Origin of the sequence: Paracoccus sp. SSJ, from assembly GCF_030234105.1 — a bacterium.
Lineage (GTDB): Bacteria > Pseudomonadota > Alphaproteobacteria > Rhodobacterales > Rhodobacteraceae > Paracoccus > Paracoccus denitrificans.
The window spans coordinates 60,173-80,359 of record NZ_JASSPE010000013.1 but is presented as its reverse complement, the minus strand read 5'-3'; the positions used below and the strand labels follow the sequence as shown (position 1 = coordinate 80,359).

The window sequence follows — 20,187 nt, the reverse complement described above, 5'->3', positions numbered from 1 at the left end:
GGGCTTCATGACAAGGACCGGTTCCATGACAGACGCTTCGTTTTCACCCTTCCGGACGCATCTCGATCAGGACCGCGCGCTGCGCATCCTGCGCGACGCCCTGGCCGGCGCGGATGACGGCGAACTTTTCCTGGAACGCTCCCGTTCCGAGGCGCTGGTCTTCGACGACGGCCGGCTGCGCACCGCAAGCTATGATGCCGAGCAGGGCTTCGGCCTGCGTGCCGTGCGGGGCGAGGTCACCGGCTATGCCCATTCGACCGAGATCGACGAGGCTGCGCTGAAGAAGGCGGCCCAGACGGTGCGGCTGGCGGTCGGCGCCGGCGGCGGCACGCTGGCCCTGCCGCCCGAGGGCGAGATCCGGCCGCTCTATGCCGCCATCGACCCGGCCGAGGACGTTCCCTTCGCCGCCCGCGTGGCCCTCCTGCGGGAAATCGACGCCTTCGCACGCGGGCTGGACCCGCGCGTGGTGCAGGTCTCGGCCAGCATCGCCACCTCGGTGCAGGAGGTGGCGATCCTGCGCCCCGAGGGCGGGCTTGCCACCGACATCCGGCCGATGGCACGGCTCAACGTCTCGGTGATCGTCGAATCGAACGCACGGCGCGAGTCGGGCACCGCCGGCGGCGGCGGGCGCATCGGCCTTGCCGGCATGGACGCCCCCGAGCACTGGCAGGGGCTGGTGCGCGAGGCGCTGCGCATCGCGCTGGTCAACCTGCGCTCGGTCCCCGCGCCTGCCGGAGTGATGGATGTGGTGCTGGGTCCGGGCTGGCCCGGCATCCTGCTGCACGAGGCCGTGGGCCATGGGCTCGAGGGCGATTTCAACCGCAAGGGCCATTCCGCCTTTGCCGGGCTGATGGGCCGGCGCGTCGCGGCGCCCGGCGTGACCGTCGTCGACGACGGCACCATTCCCGACCGGCGCGGCTCGATCTCAGTCGATGACGAGGGCACGCCGCCCGGCCGCAACGTCTTGATCGAGGACGGGATTCTGGTCGGCTACATGCAGGACCGGCAGAACGCCCGGCTGATGGGGGTGGCACCCACCGGCAACGGCCGGCGGCAAAGCCACGCCCATGCCCCCATGCCGCGCATGACCAACACCTTCATGCTGGCGGGGTCCGAAGATCCGACCTCGATCCTTGCCGGGCTCGAGGACGGCATCTATGCGGTCGGCTTCGGCGGCGGGCAGGTGGACATCACCAACGGCAAGTTCGTGTTCTCGTGCACCGAAGCCTATCGGGTCAGGAACGGCCAGGTCGGCGACCCGATCCGCGGCGCAACGCTGATCGGCGACGGCGCCACCGCGCTGGAGCAGATTCGCGCCATCGGAAACGACCTGTCGCTGGACCCGGGAATCGGCAATTGCGGCAAGCAGGGCCAATGGGTTCCGGTCGGCGTCGGCTTGCCCACGCTGCGCATCGGCGGGCTGACCATCGGCGGGTCTGCGGCCTGAATCGCTTGTATTCCAATATCTTGAAGGATTCCTTGGGCCGCTAACCCATTCTTAACCATTGCCATGCCATGACTCGGCCTGCGGATGAGGCAAAGGCATGGACACGATGGCAAGGCTGCTTTCTTCGGATCCCCAGCATACCCCTCCCGGGCCTAAGGGGGACGGGCTTGCCATCCTGCGCCTCATCCGCTCGCGCAGGGTCGGGCCGGCGACCTTCCACCGGCTGCTGGACGAGCATGGCAGCGCCGAAGCGGCATTGGCCGCCCTGCCGGCCATCGCCCGCGCCGCAGGGGTCGAGGATTACGCCCCCTGCCCCATCGCCGCGGCCGAGGCCGAGATCGCGGCCGGCCATCGCGCCGGCGCCCGACTTCTGACCTGGGGCGACCCGGACTATCCCGCTCTGCTGCGCGAGGTGGCCGATGCGCCTGCGGTGCTGTGGCTGCGCGGCGACATATCGGTTCTGGCGCGCATGCCGGTGGCGGTGATCGGTGCGCGCAACGCCTCGTCGCTGGGCTTGCGCATGGCGCGCGGCATGGCCTCGGGCCTGTCGCAATCGGGCGCGGCGGTCGTCGCGGGCCTCGCGCGCGGCATCGACACCATCGCGCATGAAGCCGCGCTGCATGGCGGCACCATCGCGGTCATGGCCGGCGGCATCGACAAGATCTATCCCGGCGAGAATGCGGCCCTGGCCGAAGAAATCTGCGAAACCGGCCTGCTCGTTACCGAACAGCCGCCGGGAACCGAGCCCGTGGCCCGGCATTTCCCCGCCCGCAACCGCATCATCTCGGGCCTGTCGCGCGCCGTGGTGGTGGTCGAGGCTGCATATCGCTCCGGCAGCCTGATCACCGCGCGCTGCGCGCTGGACCAGGGGCGCGAGGTGATGGCAGTGCCGGGCCATCCGATGGATGCGCGGGCCGGCGGCTGCAACGCGCTGATCCGCGACGGCGCGACCCTGGTGCGCAATTCGGCCGATGTGCTGGCGGCACTGCAATCGAACGACCCCATAGCCGCGAAGCAGGCACCGGCGGAAAACCCGGTCGAGGCCACCCCCGCCGCGGTGGCAGCGATGCCCGTACAGGTCCGACAACCGGCTGCGGTCGCCCGCCGGCTTGCGGAACTGGGTCACGGCATCCACCACAGGCCGATGATGGGCAGGCCGCGCGACGCGGGCGGTCCGGTGAACCTGGAAGGACGGATCCTGGCCCGGCTGGGCCCCAGCCCGACCGAGGAAAACATGCTGATCCGCGATCTCGGGGTGCCGGCAGCCGTCCTCGCGCCTGCCATCCTGGCGCTGGAACTGTCCGGTCGGGTGCAGCGCATTGCCGGCGGCAAGCTGGCGCTGAACGGCGGTTAAGGGCCGAGTTGGGACCGATCCAGCCGCTTCTGCCCCCGAGCCGCGCGGGATGGACGACCGGCGCTATCGCCAACAGGGCTTTGCCGACCGCTTTTTCAGCACGCCGAAGCATTTGCGAAACGATACCGCCAGCCTCCAAGAAGGCCGCGAGGAATCAATGCGCATCACCGTCCCGCCGCGTGCCCACTGCTCCTGAACCCTAATCACGGCGCGGTCACGCGCTTGTTTGGGAACTGGGCCATCCGCCAAAGGTTGACGAACGATCCAGCGACCATCGGAAAGAGGACCGACATGCGCCGCATCTACAAGACAACGACAGCGATCGTGACCAGCCTGTCCCTGATCGCCCCGCAACTGGCGGTGGCGCAGGACCAGCAGGCCCCCGACACCGGCGAACAGGTCATCCTGCCGCAGGACCAGCCCGGCCAGCCCGAAACCGAGCAGGCGCAGGAGCCGCAATCCGCGCCCGAACCCGCTCCGGCAGAGGCGGAGGCAGAGGCCGAATCCCAGGCCGAGCCCGAGAGCCCCGGCGAGCCGCAGCCCCAAGCCGATGCGCCTGAAGCCGCAGAGCCGCCCCCCGAACAGCCGCAAGAAGGCGGCCAGCCATCCGACGAGCAGCAGGAACCGCAGCCTCGGAGCGAAGCGGCCCCCGAGGAGCAGGAGACCTCGCCCCCCGCAGCAAAGCCCGAGGTGACGCAGGCCGAAGAACCCCAGGCCAAGCCGCCCGTGGTCGAGGCCGCCGAGCCGCAGGCCAAGCCCCAGGCGGCCCAACCCGACCAGGCGGCGGATCAGGATGGGCTTCCCGCGCCCAAGCCCGACACGCCAGACGCGGTCACCACAACCGATCCGGCCCCGGCACAGAAGCCGCAGGCGGACGCTGCCGATCCGCAAGGCTCGCGCCCCGCCGCTCAGCCCGAAGCAGCCCCGGATGCCGAGACGCAGGCCACGACGGAAACCACGCCCGCAGAGCCGCGTCCCGAACAGTCCGACGAGCCGCCGACGGCTGCGCCCGACGCCCAGCAGGACAACGCCGCGCAACAGGCGCCCGGGGCGGAACCGCCCCAGCCGGCTGAGCAGCGGGCCGATGACGCTCCGGCCACGGAGACGCCGGATGCGCAGGAATTGGAGCGCCGCTTGCAGGAGCAATCGCAAGAGGCCGCGCCCCAGCCGGACCAGTCCGACGAACAGCGCGCCGAAGACGGCCAGCGCCCGGACGCGCAAGAGCTGGAAGGCCGCTTGCAGGAACAGGCCGACGGCCAAGCACAGCCTGAGTCAGAGCAGGCCACCGAAGTGCAGGCACCCGAAGTCCAGGCCCAGCCGAATGCCGTGGCGCAGCGCGCCGCCGAAGAGGCGGCCCCCGCAGCGGCAGCCGCACTGTCGGCCGGCGAGGAGCAGGAGGAGGGCCAGGGCGAGTTGAACGAGGTGCAGATCACCGACGAGAACGCGCGCAGTTCGGCCGAGGAATTTGCCACTTCGGTCGCGCAGGGCCTGCAACAGCAACAGCCTGCCGAGGCCCCGCAAGAGGAAGCCCGCCGCGACGACGGCGACGAGACGGTCAAGGACATCGCCAAGCTGCTCCTGGCCGGCGCGGCTGGCATGGCGGTCGGCAAGATGCTGTCGAACGACCGGCAGGTGGCGCTGAACACCGGCGACCGCGTCGTCGTCACGCTGCCCGACGGCAGCCAGCAGGTGATCAAGGACGACAACACCCTGCTCTATCGGCCCGGCTCGAACGTGCGGACCGAGACCTTCGACGACGGCTCGACCCGGACCACGGTGCTGCGCGAGGATGGCAGCCGCGTCGTCACCATCCGCGACGCGAACATGAACATCCTGCGCCGCACGCTCATGCGCGCCGACGGCACGGAAACCCGGCTCATCGACGATACCGAGGCGCAACCCGTGCAGATCTCGACCCTGCCCGCGCCGCCGCCGGTCCGCATCAACCGCGAACGGCTGGACGAGGCCGCGCTGCGCGAGGCGCTGCGCCGCGAGGCGGCGATCGATCGCCGCTTCAGCCTGGGCCAGATCCGCAACATTCCCGAGGTGCGTGCCCTGGTCGCGCCGGTGAACGTGCCCGAGATCACCTTCGACACCGGCTCCTCGGCCATCACCCCCGACCAGGCGCAAGAGCTCGCGACGCTGGGCAAGGTGATCCGCGACAGCATCGACCAGGACCCGCGCGAGATCTACATGATCGAGGGCTATACCGACGCCGTCGGCTCGGATGCCGCGAACCTGGCCCTGTCGGACCGCCGCGCGGAATCAGTGGCGCTGGCCTTGACGGAATATTTCCAGGTGCCGCCCGAGAACATGGTGGTGCAGGGCTATGGCGAGCAGTTCCTGCTGGTGCCGACCGACGGGCCCGAGCGGCAGAACCGCCGCGTCGCCGTGCGCCGGATCACCGACCTGCTGGCGCAGAACTGACTGCGCCGACCCGAAAAGGAAACCGCGGGGGGCGACCCCGCGGTTTTCGCTTGCCCGGCAAGCCCGGGCTTCGTCTGTCCGGCCGTGCCGGCTCAGCCCAGCGAATAGCCGGTGCCGCGCACCGTGCGCACCGGGTTGTTGCCGCCATTGGCCATCAGCGCCTTGCGCAGCCGCCCGACATGCACGTCGATGGTGCGGGTATCGACATAGATGTCGCGGCCCCAGACCCGGTCCAGCAATTGCTCGCGCGTCCAGACCCGGCCGGGCTTCTCCATCAGCGTGGAAAGCAGGCGGAACTCGGTCGGGCCCAGATGCACCGGCTGGCCGGCGCGGAACACCCGATGCTCGCCCGCATCCAGGATGATGTCGGCAAAGCTGAGCCTTTCGCCCATCGAGGCCGGGCGGGTGCGGCGCAATTGGGTGCGCAGCCGCGCCATCAACTCGACCACGGAATAGGGCTTGACCACATAGTCGTCCGCGCCCGTCTCCAGCCCGCGCACCCGGTCCACCTCTTCGGAGCGCGCCGACAGCATGATGATCGGGATCTGGCGCGTCGAGGGGTCGGCCTTGACCCGGCGGCAGATCTCGATACCGCTGACATTGGGCAGCATCCAGTCCAGCACGATCAGGTCGGGCTGCTCCTCGGCGACCAGCAGCATCGCCTCGTCGCCGTTCTCGGCCAGCACCACGTCAAAGCCCTCGGCCTCGAGGTTGTATTTCAGCACCTCGCGCTGTGCGCCTTCGTCCTCGACGACCAGGACACAGGGTTGGGTCTGCGCCATGGATCAGGCCCCCTCCATGCGCGGCACGCTTTCACCCTTGGGCCGCGGCTCGTCGGGCAGTTCGCCGGTGGCCAGATAGATCACCTGCTCGGCGATGCCGGTGGCATGGTCGCCCATGCGCTCGATGTTCTTGGCGATGAAATGCAGGTGCATGCAGGCGGTGATGTTGCGCGGATCCTCCATCATATGGGTCAGGAACTCGCGAAACAGCGCGTTATACATCTGGTCCACTTCCAGGTCGCGCTTGCGCACGTCGGCGGCCAGCGCGGCGTCGCGCTGGATATAGCTGTCCAGGGCGTCCTTCATCATCGCCTCGACCGTGGCGGACATGCGGCGCAGCGCCATGCCGGCGCCCTCGATGGCGGGCATCTCGGCCAGAACGTCGCTGCGCTTGGCGATGTTCTTGGCGTAATCGCCCACGCGCTCGAGGATATGCGAGATCTTGATGACCGACAGCACCATGCGCAGGTCGGTCGCCCGCGGTGCGCGCAGCGCGATCAGGCGCGCGGCCTCCTCGTTGATCTGGTGCTCCAGCGCGTCGACGGCCTTGTCGCGGCGGCGGATGTCGTCGGCCAGTTCGCCGTCGCGGGTCTCCAGCGCGATGGCGGCGTCGTGGATGGCGCTTTCGACCATGCCGCCCATCTTGACGACCAGCGCCTGCACGGTTTCCAGGTCGCGGTCGAAGGCAGAGAGGATATGGCGTTCGTTGTTCATGTCAGCTCCTGTCCGGCCTAGCCGATGCGGCCCGAGATATAGCTTTCGGTGCGCGGATCGCGCGGATTGGTGAAAATGTCGTCGGTATTGCCGTATTCCACCAGATTGCCCAGGTGGAAGAAGGCGGTCTTCTGGCTGACGCGCGCCGCCTGCTGCATGGAGTGGGTCACGATCACCACCGAGAATTCGGCGCGCAGCTGGTCGATCAGTTCCTCGACCTGGCTGGTGGCGATCGGGTCCAGCGCCGAGCAGGGCTCGTCCATCAAGAGCACTTCGGGCTGGGTCGCCACAGCACGGGCGATGCAAAGCCGCTGCTGCTGGCCGCCCGACAGGCCGGTGCCGGGATCGGCGAGCCGGTCCTTGACCTCGTTCCACAGCGCGGCGCCGCGCAGCGATTTCTCGACGATCTCGTCCAGCTCGGCGCGGTTGCGCGCCAGGCCGTGGATGCGGGGACCGTAGGCCACGTTGTCATAGATCGATTTCGGGAAGGGGTTCGGTTTCTGGAACACCATGCCGACGCGGGCGCGCAGCTGCACCGGGTCCACGCGCTTGTCATAGATGTCCTCGCCGTCCAGCATGATCTTGCCCTCGACCCGGCTGATGTCGATGGTGTCGTTCATGCGGTTCAGGCAGCGCAGGAAGGTCGACTTCCCGCAACCCGAAGGACCGATGAAGGCGGTCACGGTCTTGTCCAGCAGGTCGACGTTCACGTCCCTGATCGCGTGCTTTTCGCCATACCAGACCTGCACGTCCCGCGCCGAGATCTTGATTTCCGTCTGGTCCACGCTGCGCTCCAGAAGTCTCATGTCGTTCATATCGGGTCTCCTTCCCGGGATTACCACCGGCGCTCGAACTTGCGGCGCAGGAGAATGGCAAGCAGGTTCATGCAGAGCAGGAACGCCAGCAGCACGATGATCGCCCCCGAGGCACGCTCGATGAAGGCGGGGTCGGCGCGTTGGGTCCAGTTATAGACCTGGACCGGCAGCGCCGATGCCGGCTCGAACAGCCCGTCCGGCGGCGCCGAGGGGAAGTTCTTGACGAAGGCCACCATGCCGATCAGCAGCAGCGGCGCGGTCTCGCCAAGCGCCTGCGCCAGGCCGATGATGGTGCCGGTCAGGATGCCCGGCATGGCCAGCGGCAGGACGTGGTGGAACACCGACTGCATCTTCGAGGCCCCGACCCCCAGCGCCGCGTCGCGGATCGAGGGCGGCACCGCCTTCAGCGCGGCGCGGGTGGCGATGATGATCGTCGGCAGCGTCATCAGCGTCAGCACCAGGCCGCCGACGATGGGCGCCGATTGCGGCAGGCCGGCGAAGTTGATGAAGGCGGCAAGGCCCAGGATGCCGAAGACGATGGAGGGCACCGCCGCGAGGTTCGAGATGTTGACCTCGATGATGTCGGTCCAGCGGTTCTTGGGTGCGAATTCCTCGAGATAGATCGAGGCGGCGACGCCGATCGGCACCGCGAGCGCCAGCACCACCAGCATCATGTAGAGCGAGCCGAGGATGGCGATGCCCACCCCCGCGGCCTCGGGGCGCTGGTCCGAGGCGTCGGGGCTGGTCAGGAAGGACCAGTTCCACTCCGTCGCCAGCATGCCCTGCGCCTTCAGCGCATCGGCAAGCTGCAACTGCGCCGGCGAGGTATTGGCGTCGCGCGCAGCACTCTCCATGCTGACGCGGCCCTTGTAATAGCCGTCCACCCGGCCGTTCACCAGCACGCGGGCCTCGACGGTCTGGCCGATCAGTTCGGGATCGGCCAACACGCGATTGCGCAGCTGCGCCGAAGCCTCCTTGGAGATCAGGTTCGAGACGTCCTTGGCCGACAGCTCGGCGACGGCGATGCCCTTGTCGGCGATGGCCTGTTGCAGCGACTGCTCCAGGATCTTGCCATAGGTCAGGGTCAGGACCTTGCGGATGTCCGCGGGGTCGCGATTGCCGTTCTTGTCCAGCTGCGCCGCATCCAGCGCCACCGGGATTTCCAGATAGGTCTGCCGAAAGGCGCCGACGCCGCCGGTGACGATGGTAAAGAGCAGGATCACCAGCATGATCATCGAGATCACGATGGCGCCCAGCCCATAGGCGCGGAACCGCGCCTCGGCGGCGTTGCGCTTGCGGGTGCGCGGATCGGCGACCAGCAGCGAGGACCGGGGCTGCGCGCCGTCGAGGGTTGCATCGCTCATTCGTATTGCTCCCGGTATTTGCGCACGACGTAGAGGGCGACGATGTTCAGCCCCAGCGTGATGACGAACAGGGTCAGGCCAAGCGCGAAGGCGACCAGCGTCTCGGGTGCGGCGAAGTCGTTGTCGCCGGTCAGCTGGCTGACGATCTTGACGGTGATCGTGGTCATCGCCTCGAACGGGTTCAGGTCCATGCGGGCGGCGGCGCCCGCGCCCAGGACGACGATCATCGTCTCGCCGATGGCGCGCGAGGCGGCCAGCAGGACGGCGCCCACGATGCCTGGCAGGGCGGCGGGCAGCACCACCTTGCGCACGGTTTCCGATTGCGTCGAGCCAAGCCCCAGCGCGCCGTCGCGCAAGGATTGCGGCACCGCGTTGATGATGTCGTCCGAAAGCGAGCTGACGAAGGGGATCAGCATGATGCCCATGACCAGCCCCGCCGTCATCACCGACGAGCCGGAATTGCCCAGGCCCAGCGGCTGGGCGAAATAGTCGCGCAGCATCGGGCCCACGGTGATCAGCGCGAAAAGGCCGTAGACGATGGTCGGGATGCCGGCCAGCACCTCGATCATCGGCTTGGCGACGCCGCGCAACCGGGGCGAGGCGTATTCGGACATGTAGATCGCCGCGAACAGCCCGATCGGCACCGAAACCGCCAGCGCGATCAGCGAGATGTAGAGCGTGCCCCACAGCAGCGGCAGGATGCCCAGCTGCGAGCCGCCGCCGAAGCGCGGCGACCATGTGGTGCCGAAGAAGAAGTCATGCCAGGGATACTGCCGGAAGAAATGCCCCGATTCGAACAGCATCGAAAAGACGATCCCGGCGGTGGTCAGGATGGCGATGCTGGAACACAGGATCAGCAGGCCCTTGACCATGCTTTCGACCGCATTGCGGGCCCGGAAGCCCGGCGCGCTGCGGACAAGCGCGAAGCCAAGCCCGGCAGCGGCCAGGACCAGCGCCAGGATCGCGACGGGCGTCGCATTCGCGGCCGGTTGCACAAAGCGCCAGATGGCGATCAGGAACAGCGCCGGCAGCGCCGTCAGCAGCGCCGCGTTCCAGCCGTGATAGCTGGGCCGCGAATGCAGCCGCCGCACGTCGCCCCCGGCCAGCGCGACGACGCGCGCGCGGGTGACGAAATAGCCCGCGCCGGCAAGGGCAAGGACGAGCAGCAAGGTCCATGAGACAGGCATGTGAGCCCTCGGAACAGGGAAGGGAAGCGGCGCGGGGAACACGCCCCCGCGCCGGGCGGATCACTGGGCGAGGGTCGCTTCGTCGGCGACGGCCGCCTGCGTCGTCGCCAGTTCCGGGTCCGCCACCAGGCCATAGGCGGCCAGCGGCCCGTCAGGCCCCGCGAGTTCGTCCGAGACGAAGAATTCCGCGAATTCCTTCAGCCCCGGCACGGTGTCGATATGCTGTTTCTTGACATAGAAGAACAGCGGGCGCGAAACCGGGTATTCGCCCGAGGCGATGCTCTCGGTCGAGGGCTGGACGCCGGCGATGGTCGCGACCTTCAGCTTGTCGGTGTTGTTTTCATAGAAGGACAGGCCGAAGACGCCGATGCCGTTCTTGGCCGACTGGATGCGGGCCAGGGTCTCGGTATAGTCGCCGTCGATGTCGATGGACTTGCCGTCGGTGCGCAGCGCCATGCAGGCCGATGCGCCCTCGTCCTCGCCCTTCTCGGCCTTCAGGACCTCGGCGGCGCCCGATTCCTCGCAGCCCGCGGCGATCACCTTTTCCTCGAAGACCTCGCGGGTGCCGTGCTTGGTGCCGGGCACGAAGGCCAGGATTTCCTGGTCGGGCAGGTCCGAGCGGATCTCGTTCCACTTGGTATGGGGGTTCGGGACGACCTTGCCGTCGACCACGATCTCGGCGGCCAGCGCGTTGAACCAGTCGGCCGGGGTAAAGGCGAAATCGTTGCCGCCGATATCGCTGGCAAAGACGATGCCGTCATAGCCGATGCGGACTTCCATGATGTCGGTCACGCCGGCGGCCTTGCAGGCCTCGATCTCGCTTTCCTTGATCGGGCGGCTGGCATTGGCGATGTCGATGGTGTTCTCGCCCACACCCTCGCAGAATTTCTTCAGGCCGGCCGAGGAGCCGCCCGATTCGACCACCGGGGTCGGGAAATCGGTGTTCTCGCCGAAGGCTTCGGCGACGATGGTGGAATAGGGCAGCACCGTGGACGAGCCCGAGACCTGGATCTGGTCGCGAGCGGCAGCCACCGTGGCCGAGGCAGCGATCACGGCCAGCGCCGACACGGTGAGTTTCGCGGATTTCATAGGATCACTCCTGACATTTCCATGGGGCCGGATTCGGCCTGTGCGTTCTCTAGAACGCCGGTGCGACGGTTATGCGAAAGGAATGTAACAGTTCCGCGACAATCGAGATGCGTCTGGAAAATGACGAAAAGCGCAGCCGGCCACGCTCCGTCCTTCTCTGTTCTCCAAATACTCCATGGGGTGAATTGGCCCGGCACGGGCCAAGAGGGGAACAGCGTTCCCCTCCCCTTTTCCCGCATCCGCGCCTTGCCTAGCCGATGGTGCCGCGCCGCCCGCCGGTCTGCGCCCGGTCCAGCAGCAGGTGGTCCAGGACCACGCAGGCGGCCATGGCCTCGGCGATGGGCACGGCGCGGATGCCGACGCAGGGATCGTGGCGGCCCTTGGTGATCAGCTCGATCTCCTCGCCCTTCCGGTTGATCGTCCGGCGCGAGGTCAGGATCGAACTGGTCGGCTTGACCGCGAAGCGGACCACGATGTCCTGCCCGGTCGAGATGCCGCCCAGAATCCCTCCGGCATGGTTGGACAGGAAGCGCGGCCCCTCGTTGCCCATGCGGATCTCGTCGGCATTCGCGGTCCCGGTCAGGGCGGCCGCCGCCATGCCCTCTCCGATCTCGACGCCCTTGACCGCGTTGATCGACATCATCGCGGCGGCCAGGTCGGTATCCAGCTTGGCATAGACCGGGGCGCCAAGGCCGGGCGGGCAGCCCTGGATCAGCACCTCGACGGCGGCCCCGACGCTGTCCTGCGCCTTGCGGATGGCGTTCAGATAGTCCTCCCATGCCGGCACGGCACCGGCATCGGGCAGGAAGAACGGGTTGTTGCCGATCTCGGCCAGATCGAAATTCGCGCGGTCCAGATGCAGATCGCCCATCTGCACCATGTAGCCGGCGATCTTCAGTCCCGGCACCAGGTCGCGCAGCACCGCCTGCGCGACGCCCCCCGCCGCGACCCGCGCCGCCGTCTCTCGCGCGCTGGAGCGCCCGCCGCCGCGATAGTCGCGAATGCCGTATTTCAGGTGATAGGCGATGTCGGCATGGCCGGGCCGAAACGCCTGGGCGATCTCGCCGTAATCCTTGCTGCGCTGGTCGGTGTTCTCGATCATCAGCTGGATCGGCGTGCCGGTGGTCTTGCCCTCGAATACCCCCGAGAGGATGCGCACCCGGTCCGGCTCCTGCCGCTGGGTGGTGAATTTCGAGCTGCCGGGGCGGCGGCGGTCCAGGAACTGCTGGATCCAGCCTTCGTCCAGCGCCACGCCCGGCGGGCAGCCGTCCACCGTCGCGCCAAGCGCCGGGCCGTGGCTTTCGCCCCAGGTGGTGAAGGTGAAGACGCGGCCGAAGGTGTTGAAGCTCATGGTTCCCGGATCCCCTTTTTGCCTGCGATAGCCGCAGGCAGGGCAAGGGGCAATCCCCAGCCCCGCCCGGCCGCGACTCGGCTGCGGACAAGGCCCGCCGCCGGGCGCATTACGAATCGAAAATTTCAAAGAAATTACCCTTTTTCTTCAAACCGCAACGGCGTTTCACACGACGATCACGCCCGCCGGCGCATTGTGGTTATCGCAAGGCAGGCCGGCCATCCGCGCCATCGGACGCCGGGGGAAAGGGACAGCCCCGGAACCGATGGCGATGACCCGGCACACTGACCACGAGGGCAGTGGACCATGTCTACGAAAGCTTTTCGGGACCCCGGGACCACCTCCTCGGGCTTGGGGAACACTATGCCTTATGGCGTCTGAAGCGCCGAGATCATGTTGAAACTGGTGTTAACGATTACGTCCATGAAGGTGCCGGCAACGGCTGTATTTCAGCCGAGGCCGGCACGATCACCCGCAACGATGACCCCATGCCGGGCCGGAACCGAAAGGATCCGGCCCGGCAACGCACGTAAGGTGTCTCGTCGGGGCCACGAAGATAGCGACCTGCGACCGCCCGAAAACCTGTCTGCGACGGCATCACGAAGATGCGGGGCAAGGGCAAGCTGCGCCCTGCCCCGCATCGGGCGGGAACCCGCCGGCCCCCGTGGCGATTGGGAAACAGGGCCATCGCATGCAATCGATGCGGGTTGCCCGGAAAGCGTGATGGGAGCACCCTTTCGGACATCAGCCCGGAAACCAGGGGGGATCACAAATGACGACCGCAACAGGGACCAGGACGGAACCGGAGCAGCACACGCTCAAGCGGGTCATCGGACCCAAGCTGCTTTTGCTTTTCATCGTGGGCGACATTCTCGGCACCGGGGTCTATGCGCTGACCGGCACCGTGGCGGGCGAGGTGGGCGGCGCGGCCTGGGCGCCGTTCCTGGTCGCCTTTCTCGTCGCCACCATCACCGCGCTGTCCTATCTGGAACTGGTCACGCGCTATCCGCAGGCGGCGGGTGCGGCACTTTATGCCCATCGCGCCTTCGGCATCCATTTCCTGACCTTCCTCGTGGCCTTCACCGTCATGTGCTCGGGGATCACTTCGGCCTCGACGGCGTCGAACGCCTTCGCGGGCTTCATGAACGACGGCTTCGGCCTGGGCTTTCGCAAGGACGGCAGCGGCATCCTGATCATCGCGCTGGGGTTCATGGCGCTGGTCGCCGCGATCAACTTCCGCGGCGTCGGCGAAAGCGTCAAGGCCAACGTGGTGCTGACCTGCGTCGAGCTTTCGGGCCTGCTGATGATCATCTTCATCGGCTTTTACGCCATGGGCCAGGGCCGGGCGGATTTCAGCGAGGTTATGATCTTCCGCTCGCCCGACGAAAAGGGCGCCTTCCTGGCGCTGACGGCCGCGACGGCGCTGGCCTTCTTCGCCATGGTCGGTTTCGAGGATTCGGTGAACATGGCCGAGGAGGTCACGGACCCGGTCCGCATCTTTCCCCGCATCATGCTGACCGGGCTGGGCATTACCGGGGTGATCTATGTGCTGGTGGCGATCTGCGCCGTGGCGCTGGTGCCGGTGGGCGACCTGTCGGACCCCGACAAGGGCTCGGCGCTGACGCAGGTGGTGCGGGCGGGGGCGCCGAACTTCCCCTTCGACAAGATCTTTCCCTTCATCGGCATGTTCGCGGTGGCGAACTCGGCGCTGATCAACATGCTGATGGCCAGCCGGCTGCTTTACGGCCTGGCGCGGCAGGGGGTGCTGCCGCACGGGCTGGGGCTTGTGCATCGCGAACGGCGCACGCCCTGGGTCGCGATCATCTTCACCACGCTGCTGGCCTTCGGGCTGATCTATTTCGTCGTCACCCGCTCGGACCTGCCGGCGGTCAGCCTGCTGGGCGGCACCACGGCCCTGCTGCTGCTGTGCGTCTTTACCGTGGTCAACATCTCGCTGCTGGTGCTGCGCAAGCGCCCGGTCGAGCGTCAGCATTTCAAGGCGCCGGGCTGGGTGCCCTGGGTCGGCGCGGCGACCTGCGCCTTTCTGGCCGGACCCTGGGCGCGCTCGGCCGCGCAGATGGACCAATACAAGGTGGCGAGCTGGCTGATCGGGATCGGCATCGTGCTGTGGGCCGCGACCTATCTGTGGAACCGCGCGACGCGGCACCATGTGCCGGGCGGGCTGGAGCATGTCGAGGATCTGGCCGAACATCACGGCGATTCGACCCGGAACTGATCTCCCGCGGGCCGGCGGCACCGTGGCCTAGTTCTCGCGGAAGGCGCGCGAGAGGCTGTCCTCGATCGGCTTGATCAGGTATTGCGCAAAGGTCCTGGCGGAGGTCTCGATCATCACCTCCGCCGGCATCCCCGGCGTCGGCCTGAAGCCGTGGACCCGCTCCAGTTCCGCAGCCGGCAGGTCGATCCGAACCACATAGACCTCGCGCGCGATGCCGTCGGTTTCCGTCGTCAGCGCATCGGCCGAGACATAGACCAGATGCCCCTGAAGCACCGGCGTCGTGCGCTGGTTCAGCGAGGTCAGCCGCACCGACGCCTTCTGGCCGATCTCGATCTCGTCGATATCGGTGCGCGCGACATGGGTCTCGATGATCAGCGGCGCATCCAGCGGCAGGATTTCAAGGATCGGCTTGCCGGCCTCGATCACGCCGCCGGGCGTGTGGTAATGCATGCGCACGATGGTGCCCGCCACGGGCGAGGTGATATAGGCGCGCTCCAGCACGTCCTGCGCCTTCAGCGACTGCTCGCGGACGCTGTCCAGCTCGGCCTCGATGCCCTGGCCTTCGTCCAGCGCGGTCTGCCTGTGCTGGGTCAGGACCTGCTCGATCTCGCTTTCGGCCTTGCGCACGGCCTCTTCGGTTTCGGCGATCAGCGATCTTATGCGGCCGGCCTCGCCCTCGGCATCGGCGATGGCGCGCGCCAGCATGTTGACGTCGCTGCGCCGCACCAGCCCGCGCTGAAGCAGCGTGTCGCGGGCGCCGTGATCCTCGCGCAGCAGGGCAAGCTGGGTCTCGACGGCGGCAAGCTGCCCCTCGTAGCCCTCGATGCGGGAGCGGCTGGCGGCGATATTGCTTTGCAGCAGGATGACCTCGCCGTCCAGCTTGGCGCGGGCGGCGCGAAAGGCGGCCTGCTGCTCGGCCATGATGGCGGCAAAGCTGGGCTCGTCCTCGTGCTCTTGCAGGAAGGCGCCGAAGGCCAGCGTCTCGACCCCCGCATATTCGGCCCGCAACCGGGCGCTGATCGCCTCCAGCCGGGCGCGGCGCAACTCCAGCTCGCGCCGGTTGGCGATGGCGGCGGTGCGGTCCAGCTGGACCAGCACCTGGCCCGCCGTCACCGCATCGCCCTCATCGACCAGGATCTCGCGGATGATGCCGCCCTCAAGGTGCTGGACGATCTTGTTGCGGCCGGTCGCCACGAAACTGCCCGGCGCCATCACCGCCGCCGCAAGCGGCGCCCGAAAGGCCCAGCTGCCGAACCCGCCCAGGGACAGGACCAGCAGGGCAAGGCCAAAGACCAGATGCGTCCTGACCGAGCGCGGCACCCGGTCATAAAGGCCGTCGGGATCACTCCTGCTGGTCATGGCCTGCCTCCGATGCGGGGGGTGTCATGGCTTGTCCGCCCGGCGCGGGCGGCTGCGCCGCAACGGGCGCCGCGTTGCCGGGCTGCTTTCTGTTGGCCAGCCGCTCCAGCATCTGGTCGCGCGCGCCGAAGGCGGCGATCTGACCGTCGGCCAGCAGCATGATGTTGTCCACATCCTGGAGAAGCTGGTATTTCTGGGTCACGACGATCATGGTGATCCCGTCCTTCTTGGCCAGCGCCATCGCCCGCGACAGCGCACGGTCCCCTGCGGTGTCCAGGTTCGAGTTCGGCTCGTCCAGCACCACCAGCCGGGGGCTGCCGAAAAACGCCCGCGCCAGGCCGATGCGCTGCTTCTGCCCGCCCGAAAGCGGCGATCCGTCGGCGGACACGACCGTCTCATAGCCCTCGGGCAGCTTGGCGATCATGTCGTGGACATCGGCCAGCACCGCGGCCTGATAGATCTCGTCGTCGCGGGCGTCGGGCCGCATCCGGGCGATGTTGTCCTTGATGGTGCCGGGGAACAGCTGCACGTCCTGCGGCAGATAGCCGATGCACTGGCCCAGCTGGCGCTGGTCCCAGTTGCGCAGGTCCATCAGGTCCAGCCGCACGCTGCCCGAGGTGGGCAGGATCGAGCCGACCAGCATCTTGCCCAGAGTCGTCTTGCCGGCGCCGGACTTGCCGACGATGGCCAGCGACGTGCCGGGGTTCAGCGAAAAGGTGATCGCGTTCAGCACCACCCGCTTGGTCCCGTTCGGAACGTAGAGCAGCCGCTCGACATCCAGCCGCCCCTCGGGATGGGGCAGTTTCAGGCGCTGCTGGTTCAGCGGCGAGGATTTCAGCAGCGCCGAGATGCGCCCATAGGCGGCGCGCGACAGAAGCACGCTGTTCCAGCCCTCGATGGCGCCCTCGATGGGTGCAAGCGCGCGCCCGGCGATGATCGAGGCGGCGATGACCATGCCCCCGGTGATCTCGCCGCGCAGCGCCAGATAGGCGCCCCAGCCCAGCAGTCCCACCTGCGTCAGTAGCCGCACCCCGCGCGAGGCGCCGGCGAACATGATGTTGCGGTCCTGCGCCCGCACCTGCGCCGCCATCGAGCTGGCGGCATCCCGGCCCCAGATGGTCACGGCCTCGGGGATCATCGCCAGCGCGTTGATGATCTGGGAATTGCGCATCATCGAATCCAGGTGCAGGTTCGCGCGGCTCAGGTGCCGGTTCGCCTCGGCAAAGGATTTCGCGGTGGCGCGCTGGTTCATCAGCGCGATGGCCAGAAGCACCCCCGCCGTGGCCAGCACGATCAGGCCCAGATGCGGATGGACCAGAAAGATCGCCAGGATGAACAGCGGCGCGAAGGGCAGGTCCAGGACCGACAGCAGCGTTCCCGATACCAGAAAGCTGCGCACCTGCTGCAAGTCGCCCAGCGTCTGGTATTCCTGCCCGTTGCTTTGCAGCGAGGCGCGTGCGGCGGCGGCCAGGATGGGCGAGCCGAGCCGGGCCGAGATGTCGACCGAACTGCGCAGAAGCATGCCGCGCCGGATGGCGTCGAAGACCACCTGCAGCAGCACGGCGCCGACGATCACCACCGTCAGCATGACCAGCGTGTCGATCGAGCGGCTGGTCAGCACCCGGTCCGAGATCTGGAACAGATAGACCGGGATCGCCAGCACCAGCAGGTTGGTCACGCCGCTGAACAGCAGCACGCCCAGGATATTGGCCCAGATCCGGCGGATCGTGTCCCCCAGCGCCCCGGCGATATCGGGCTCCGAGACGCGCTTGTGAAAGGCCGCGCCGTCCTTCGAGGGCACCACGGCCGGCTCGGCGGGAAGGCGTCCGGCCTGCCGGTCGATGGTCGGGCCGGTGCCCAGGGGCTTAGAGACCGGCGCACGGGGCCGGTCACCCTGCCAGCCGACGCTCATCTCGGGCTCCAGCAAGAGGCGTCCGCCCGCCTGCGGGTCTCGGGTCGTCCGGTCGCGCTTCATGCCAGCACCGTCTGCATGATGTCGGCGGGCACATCGGCATTCGCGCCTATCGGCACGAAGCCTGCGTCGGCATCGTCCTCGCCCAGCATGCCCTCGGCCAGAAACAGCACCGCCTCGCTGGCCAGGCCGGATGGCGGGGCGGGCATCAGCGGATCGTCGGTCATCACCAGTTCGGCCTGATGCAGCAGGGCGTCGGAATAGACCTCTCCGCCCGAATGGATCGTGGCATCGACGCCGAACTCGGCGATCACCGCCGCGTTGACCAGCAGGTTGGAGCCCGAGACCACGCCGATCTCGCCGCCGCCGGCCAGAAGGTCGTCGCGATAAACCTCGATCTGGTCGGCATCGCCCAGCACGTTCGTCTGCCGGATGACGTTGACCGAGACCATGTCGCCCTTGACATGCAGCACCCGCACCACGTCCAGCCCCTGAAATGCGGGGTCGTCCAGCACCGATTGCGGCAAGGCGACCTCGCCCGCCGCCGCCCCGGCCAGCATCGCGTCATGGCCGGGGCTCGTCGCGACGGTACCGGACAGGCCGACCTGGACGATGGTCGCATCGTTGATCAGCAGATTGTCGCCCGAACTGATCCGGGCCCCCAGGCCGTCGCTGACCGTGATGCGGTCGTCGTCCAGCAGCACGTTGGTTTGCAGGATGGCGTTCAGGTTGATGATCTGGCCGTCGATGATGATCAGGTCATAGCTCATGCCCAGTTCCAGCAGCGAAACTTGGTTCAGCGCGCCGTTCTGGCCCATCAGCAGCAATGTCTGGTTCGCGTGAACGGTGACCGAGGCGATGTCGTTGTCGGACATCAGGTTGTATTGCTCGATCCAGTTCATGCTGATCAGGCTGCCCTCCAGCGTCGCCGTCACCCAGTATTGCGGCGCCTCGCCGTCGCCCTGGGCCACCGGCATCGGGTTCGAGAACGAGGCATAGCTCGCATAGTTGAGCGCCTGGGTCGGGGCTCCGGCAGGCTGGCCATGCGCCGCGCCGAACAGGCCGGCCAGCACGTCGGAATCGCTCCAGACATTGGTCTGGCTGACGATGTTGTAGCTGTAGACGCCGGCCGCCACGACGATGACCGGCGCGGTCGGCGCGGCGGAATTGATCGTGACCTGATTGACCAGCATGTTGTTGCCCAGGATCAGGTCATGGCCCTGCCCGCCCTCGCCCGGGCCGGTGGCGAATGCCGACCCGGCCGACGAAGGCCCCTCATGCCTTGGGGGCGCGGCGTTCTCTTGGGCCTCGCGCGCCTGTTCGGCCGCCTGTTCCTTGCGGTATGCGGGCATGAGCGCGTCGATATCGGGACGGGCATCGACCGCGGCGCCGTTCAGATACTGGCCCTCGACATCGGCGCCCTGCCGGGCGTAGACTTCCGCGGCCTCGGCCTCGGCCTGGGGCAGTCCGGCTTGCCGGAAGGTCTCGGCGGTCAGGCGAAAGGCCGGCTCGTCCGCAGGCATCGCGACCGGCAGGGCGATGCCAAGCTGGCCGGCCTGCGCCGCCAGCGCCTCCAGCCGGCCCGCGAGCAGGTGCGCATCGACCAGGCCGCCCCGGATGCCGTCGGCATTCATCTGGTCGTCGTCGGCCAGCCGGGTCTTCTGGATCACGATCACGGCGACCGATCCCGGCACGGGCAAGGTCCAGTTGGGATCCTCGGGCGTCAGGAAACGGCCCGGCGGCGTGGCCGACCATGGAATGCCACCGGACAGCGTTGCGAGAAACGCCACCTCGGGCGAGACCGAGAAGCGCGGGAAATAGGTCTCCAGCTCCATCAGGGGCGGCCTGGGGTCGGCCGCCAGCCCCTCGACCGGGCGATGGGGCGGCACATAGGGAATGTCGGGCAGGTGATCGAGCGGGCGATAGGGATGCTGGCCCGACAGGTCCAGCGGCTCGACCGGGCCCAGATCGGGATCGGCCTTCTTCGGCGTCAGCCGGTCGTATTCGATCCGCATCCGGCCGCGTTCTTCCCCGATGTGAAAAAGCCCGATGAAGTGCCAGATCGCTTCGTCCGCTGCGTCGATCGTAAACATGGCTGCCACCTTCCTCGATAAAGCACTTTCGGCGGGGCGCCGAAGGGAAATGACCTA

14 protein-coding genes are annotated in these 20,187 nt (G+C 67.8%); 4 read left to right on the top strand and 10 right to left on the bottom strand.

What is annotated here, in order from left to right; genetic code table 11:
• Positions 1-25: 25 nt before the first annotated feature.
• From tldD to QPR87_RS14880, 3 genes are all read left to right on the top strand, one after another.
• On the top strand, positions 26-1,447 hold the full coding sequence (gene tldD, locus QPR87_RS14890; protein WP_285050050.1) for a metalloprotease TldD: 1,422 nt from the start codon (positions 26-28) through the stop codon (positions 1,445-1,447).
• Between the two features lie 97 nt (positions 1,448-1,544).
• The gene (dprA, locus tag QPR87_RS14885) at positions 1,545-2,801 is read left to right on the top strand and encodes a DNA-processing protein DprA (protein WP_285050049.1); all 1,257 of its coding nucleotides are present in this window, start codon (positions 1,545-1,547) and stop codon (positions 2,799-2,801) included.
• A gap of 291 nt (positions 2,802-3,092) precedes the next feature.
• Positions 3,093-5,228 (top strand): OmpA family protein, encoded by a 2,136-nt coding sequence (locus QPR87_RS14880; protein WP_285050048.1) that lies wholly within the window; start codon positions 3,093-3,095, stop codon positions 5,226-5,228.
• A gap of 92 nt (positions 5,229-5,320) precedes the next feature.
• Here QPR87_RS14880 and phoB read toward each other — a convergent pair whose 3' ends face one another.
• The 7 genes from phoB to aroC form a co-directional block, all read right to left on the bottom strand.
• A complete protein-coding gene (phoB, locus tag QPR87_RS14875) occupies positions 5,321-6,010 on the bottom strand; it encodes a phosphate regulon transcriptional regulator PhoB (protein WP_011750551.1) in 690 nt (229 codons plus the stop codon).
• Between the two features lie 3 nt (positions 6,011-6,013).
• Entirely contained in the window at positions 6,014-6,724 is a 711-nt protein-coding gene (gene phoU, locus QPR87_RS14870; protein WP_011750552.1) for a phosphate signaling complex protein PhoU, read from the bottom strand.
• A 17-nt stretch (positions 6,725-6,741) separates the two neighbouring features.
• The gene (gene pstB / locus QPR87_RS14865) at positions 6,742-7,539 is read right to left on the bottom strand and encodes a phosphate ABC transporter ATP-binding protein PstB (protein WP_011750553.1); all 798 of its coding nucleotides are present in this window, start codon (positions 7,537-7,539) and stop codon (positions 6,742-6,744) included.
• A 20-nt stretch (positions 7,540-7,559) separates the two neighbouring features.
• Positions 7,560-8,903, bottom strand: a complete 1,344-nt coding sequence (gene pstA / locus QPR87_RS14860; RefSeq protein ID WP_011750554.1) for a phosphate ABC transporter permease PstA — start codon at positions 8,901-8,903, stop codon at positions 7,560-7,562.
• Entirely contained in the window at positions 8,900-10,090 is a 1,191-nt protein-coding gene (pstC, locus tag QPR87_RS14855; protein ID WP_011750555.1) for a phosphate ABC transporter permease subunit PstC, read from the bottom strand. The genes pstA and pstC overlap by 4 nt, the downstream gene beginning before the upstream one ends.
• Before the next feature lie 60 nt (positions 10,091-10,150).
• A complete protein-coding gene (locus tag QPR87_RS14850) occupies positions 10,151-11,179 on the bottom strand; it encodes a substrate-binding domain-containing protein (protein ID WP_104492834.1) in 1,029 nt (342 codons plus the stop codon).
• 250 nt (positions 11,180-11,429) lie between these two features.
• A complete protein-coding gene (gene aroC / locus QPR87_RS14845; protein ID WP_230999978.1) occupies positions 11,430-12,530 on the bottom strand; it encodes a chorismate synthase in 1,101 nt (366 codons plus the stop codon).
• Positions 12,531-13,302: 772 nt separating this feature from the next.
• Between aroC and QPR87_RS14840 the strand changes: the two genes are divergently transcribed.
• Positions 13,303-14,766: an APC family permease gene (locus QPR87_RS14840; RefSeq protein WP_285050046.1), complete on the top strand. Its 1,464-nt coding sequence runs from the start codon at positions 13,303-13,305 to the stop codon at positions 14,764-14,766.
• Positions 14,767-14,793: 27 nt separating this feature from the next.
• On the opposite strand, the gene QPR87_RS14835 is transcribed toward QPR87_RS14840, so the two are convergent.
• The 3 genes from QPR87_RS14835 to QPR87_RS14825 are packed head-to-tail and all read right to left on the bottom strand — an operon-like array spanning position 14,794 to position 20,130.
• Positions 14,794-16,125: an HlyD family type I secretion periplasmic adaptor subunit gene (locus tag QPR87_RS14835; RefSeq protein WP_011750561.1), complete on the bottom strand. Its 1,332-nt coding sequence runs from the start codon at positions 16,123-16,125 to the stop codon at positions 14,794-14,796.
• On the bottom strand, positions 16,109-18,100 hold the full coding sequence (locus QPR87_RS14830) for a type I secretion system permease/ATPase (RefSeq protein WP_285050045.1): 1,992 nt from the start codon (positions 18,098-18,100) through the stop codon (positions 16,109-16,111). The genes QPR87_RS14835 and QPR87_RS14830 overlap by 17 nt, the downstream gene beginning before the upstream one ends.
• On the bottom strand, positions 18,097-20,130 hold the full coding sequence (locus QPR87_RS14825) for a hypothetical protein (protein ID WP_285050044.1): 2,034 nt from the start codon (positions 20,128-20,130) through the stop codon (positions 18,097-18,099). Before QPR87_RS14825 ends, QPR87_RS14830 begins: the two co-directional genes overlap by 4 nt.
• Positions 20,131-20,187 lie beyond the last annotated feature (57 nt).

Excerpts from the sequence above, each read along its gene's own strand:
- tldD (WP_285050050.1), top strand. The coding sequence starts at position 26 with ATGACAGACGCTTCGTTTTCACCCTTCCGGACGCATCTCGATCAGGAC.
- dprA (WP_285050049.1), top strand. The coding sequence starts at position 1,545 with ATGGACACGATGGCAAGGCTGCTTTCTTCGGATCCCCAGCATACCCCT.
- QPR87_RS14880 (WP_285050048.1), top strand. The coding sequence starts at position 3,093 with ATGCGCCGCATCTACAAGACAACGACAGCGATCGTGACCAGCCTGTCC.
- phoB (WP_011750551.1), bottom strand. The coding sequence starts at position 6,010 with ATGGCGCAGACCCAACCCTGTGTCCTGGTCGTCGAGGACGAAGGCGCA.
- phoU (WP_011750552.1), bottom strand. The coding sequence starts at position 6,724 with ATGAACAACGAACGCCATATCCTCTCTGCCTTCGACCGCGACCTGGAA.
- pstB (WP_011750553.1), bottom strand. The coding sequence starts at position 7,539 with ATGAACGACATGAGACTTCTGGAGCGCAGCGTGGACCAGACGGAAATC.
- pstA (WP_011750554.1), bottom strand. The coding sequence starts at position 8,903 with ATGAGCGATGCAACCCTCGACGGCGCGCAGCCCCGGTCCTCGCTGCTG.
- pstC (WP_011750555.1), bottom strand. The coding sequence starts at position 10,090 with ATGCCTGTCTCATGGACCTTGCTGCTCGTCCTTGCCCTTGCCGGCGCG.
- QPR87_RS14850 (WP_104492834.1), bottom strand. The coding sequence starts at position 11,179 with ATGAAATCCGCGAAACTCACCGTGTCGGCGCTGGCCGTGATCGCTGCC.
- aroC (WP_230999978.1), bottom strand. The coding sequence starts at position 12,530 with ATGAGCTTCAACACCTTCGGCCGCGTCTTCACCTTCACCACCTGGGGC.
- QPR87_RS14840 (WP_285050046.1), top strand. The coding sequence starts at position 13,303 with ATGACGACCGCAACAGGGACCAGGACGGAACCGGAGCAGCACACGCTC.
- QPR87_RS14835 (WP_011750561.1), bottom strand. The coding sequence starts at position 16,125 with ATGACCAGCAGGAGTGATCCCGACGGCCTTTATGACCGGGTGCCGCGC.
- QPR87_RS14830 (WP_285050045.1), bottom strand. The coding sequence starts at position 18,100 with ATGAAGCGCGACCGGACGACCCGAGACCCGCAGGCGGGCGGACGCCTC.
- QPR87_RS14825 (WP_285050044.1), bottom strand. The coding sequence starts at position 20,130 with ATGTTTACGATCGACGCAGCGGACGAAGCGATCTGGCACTTCATCGGG.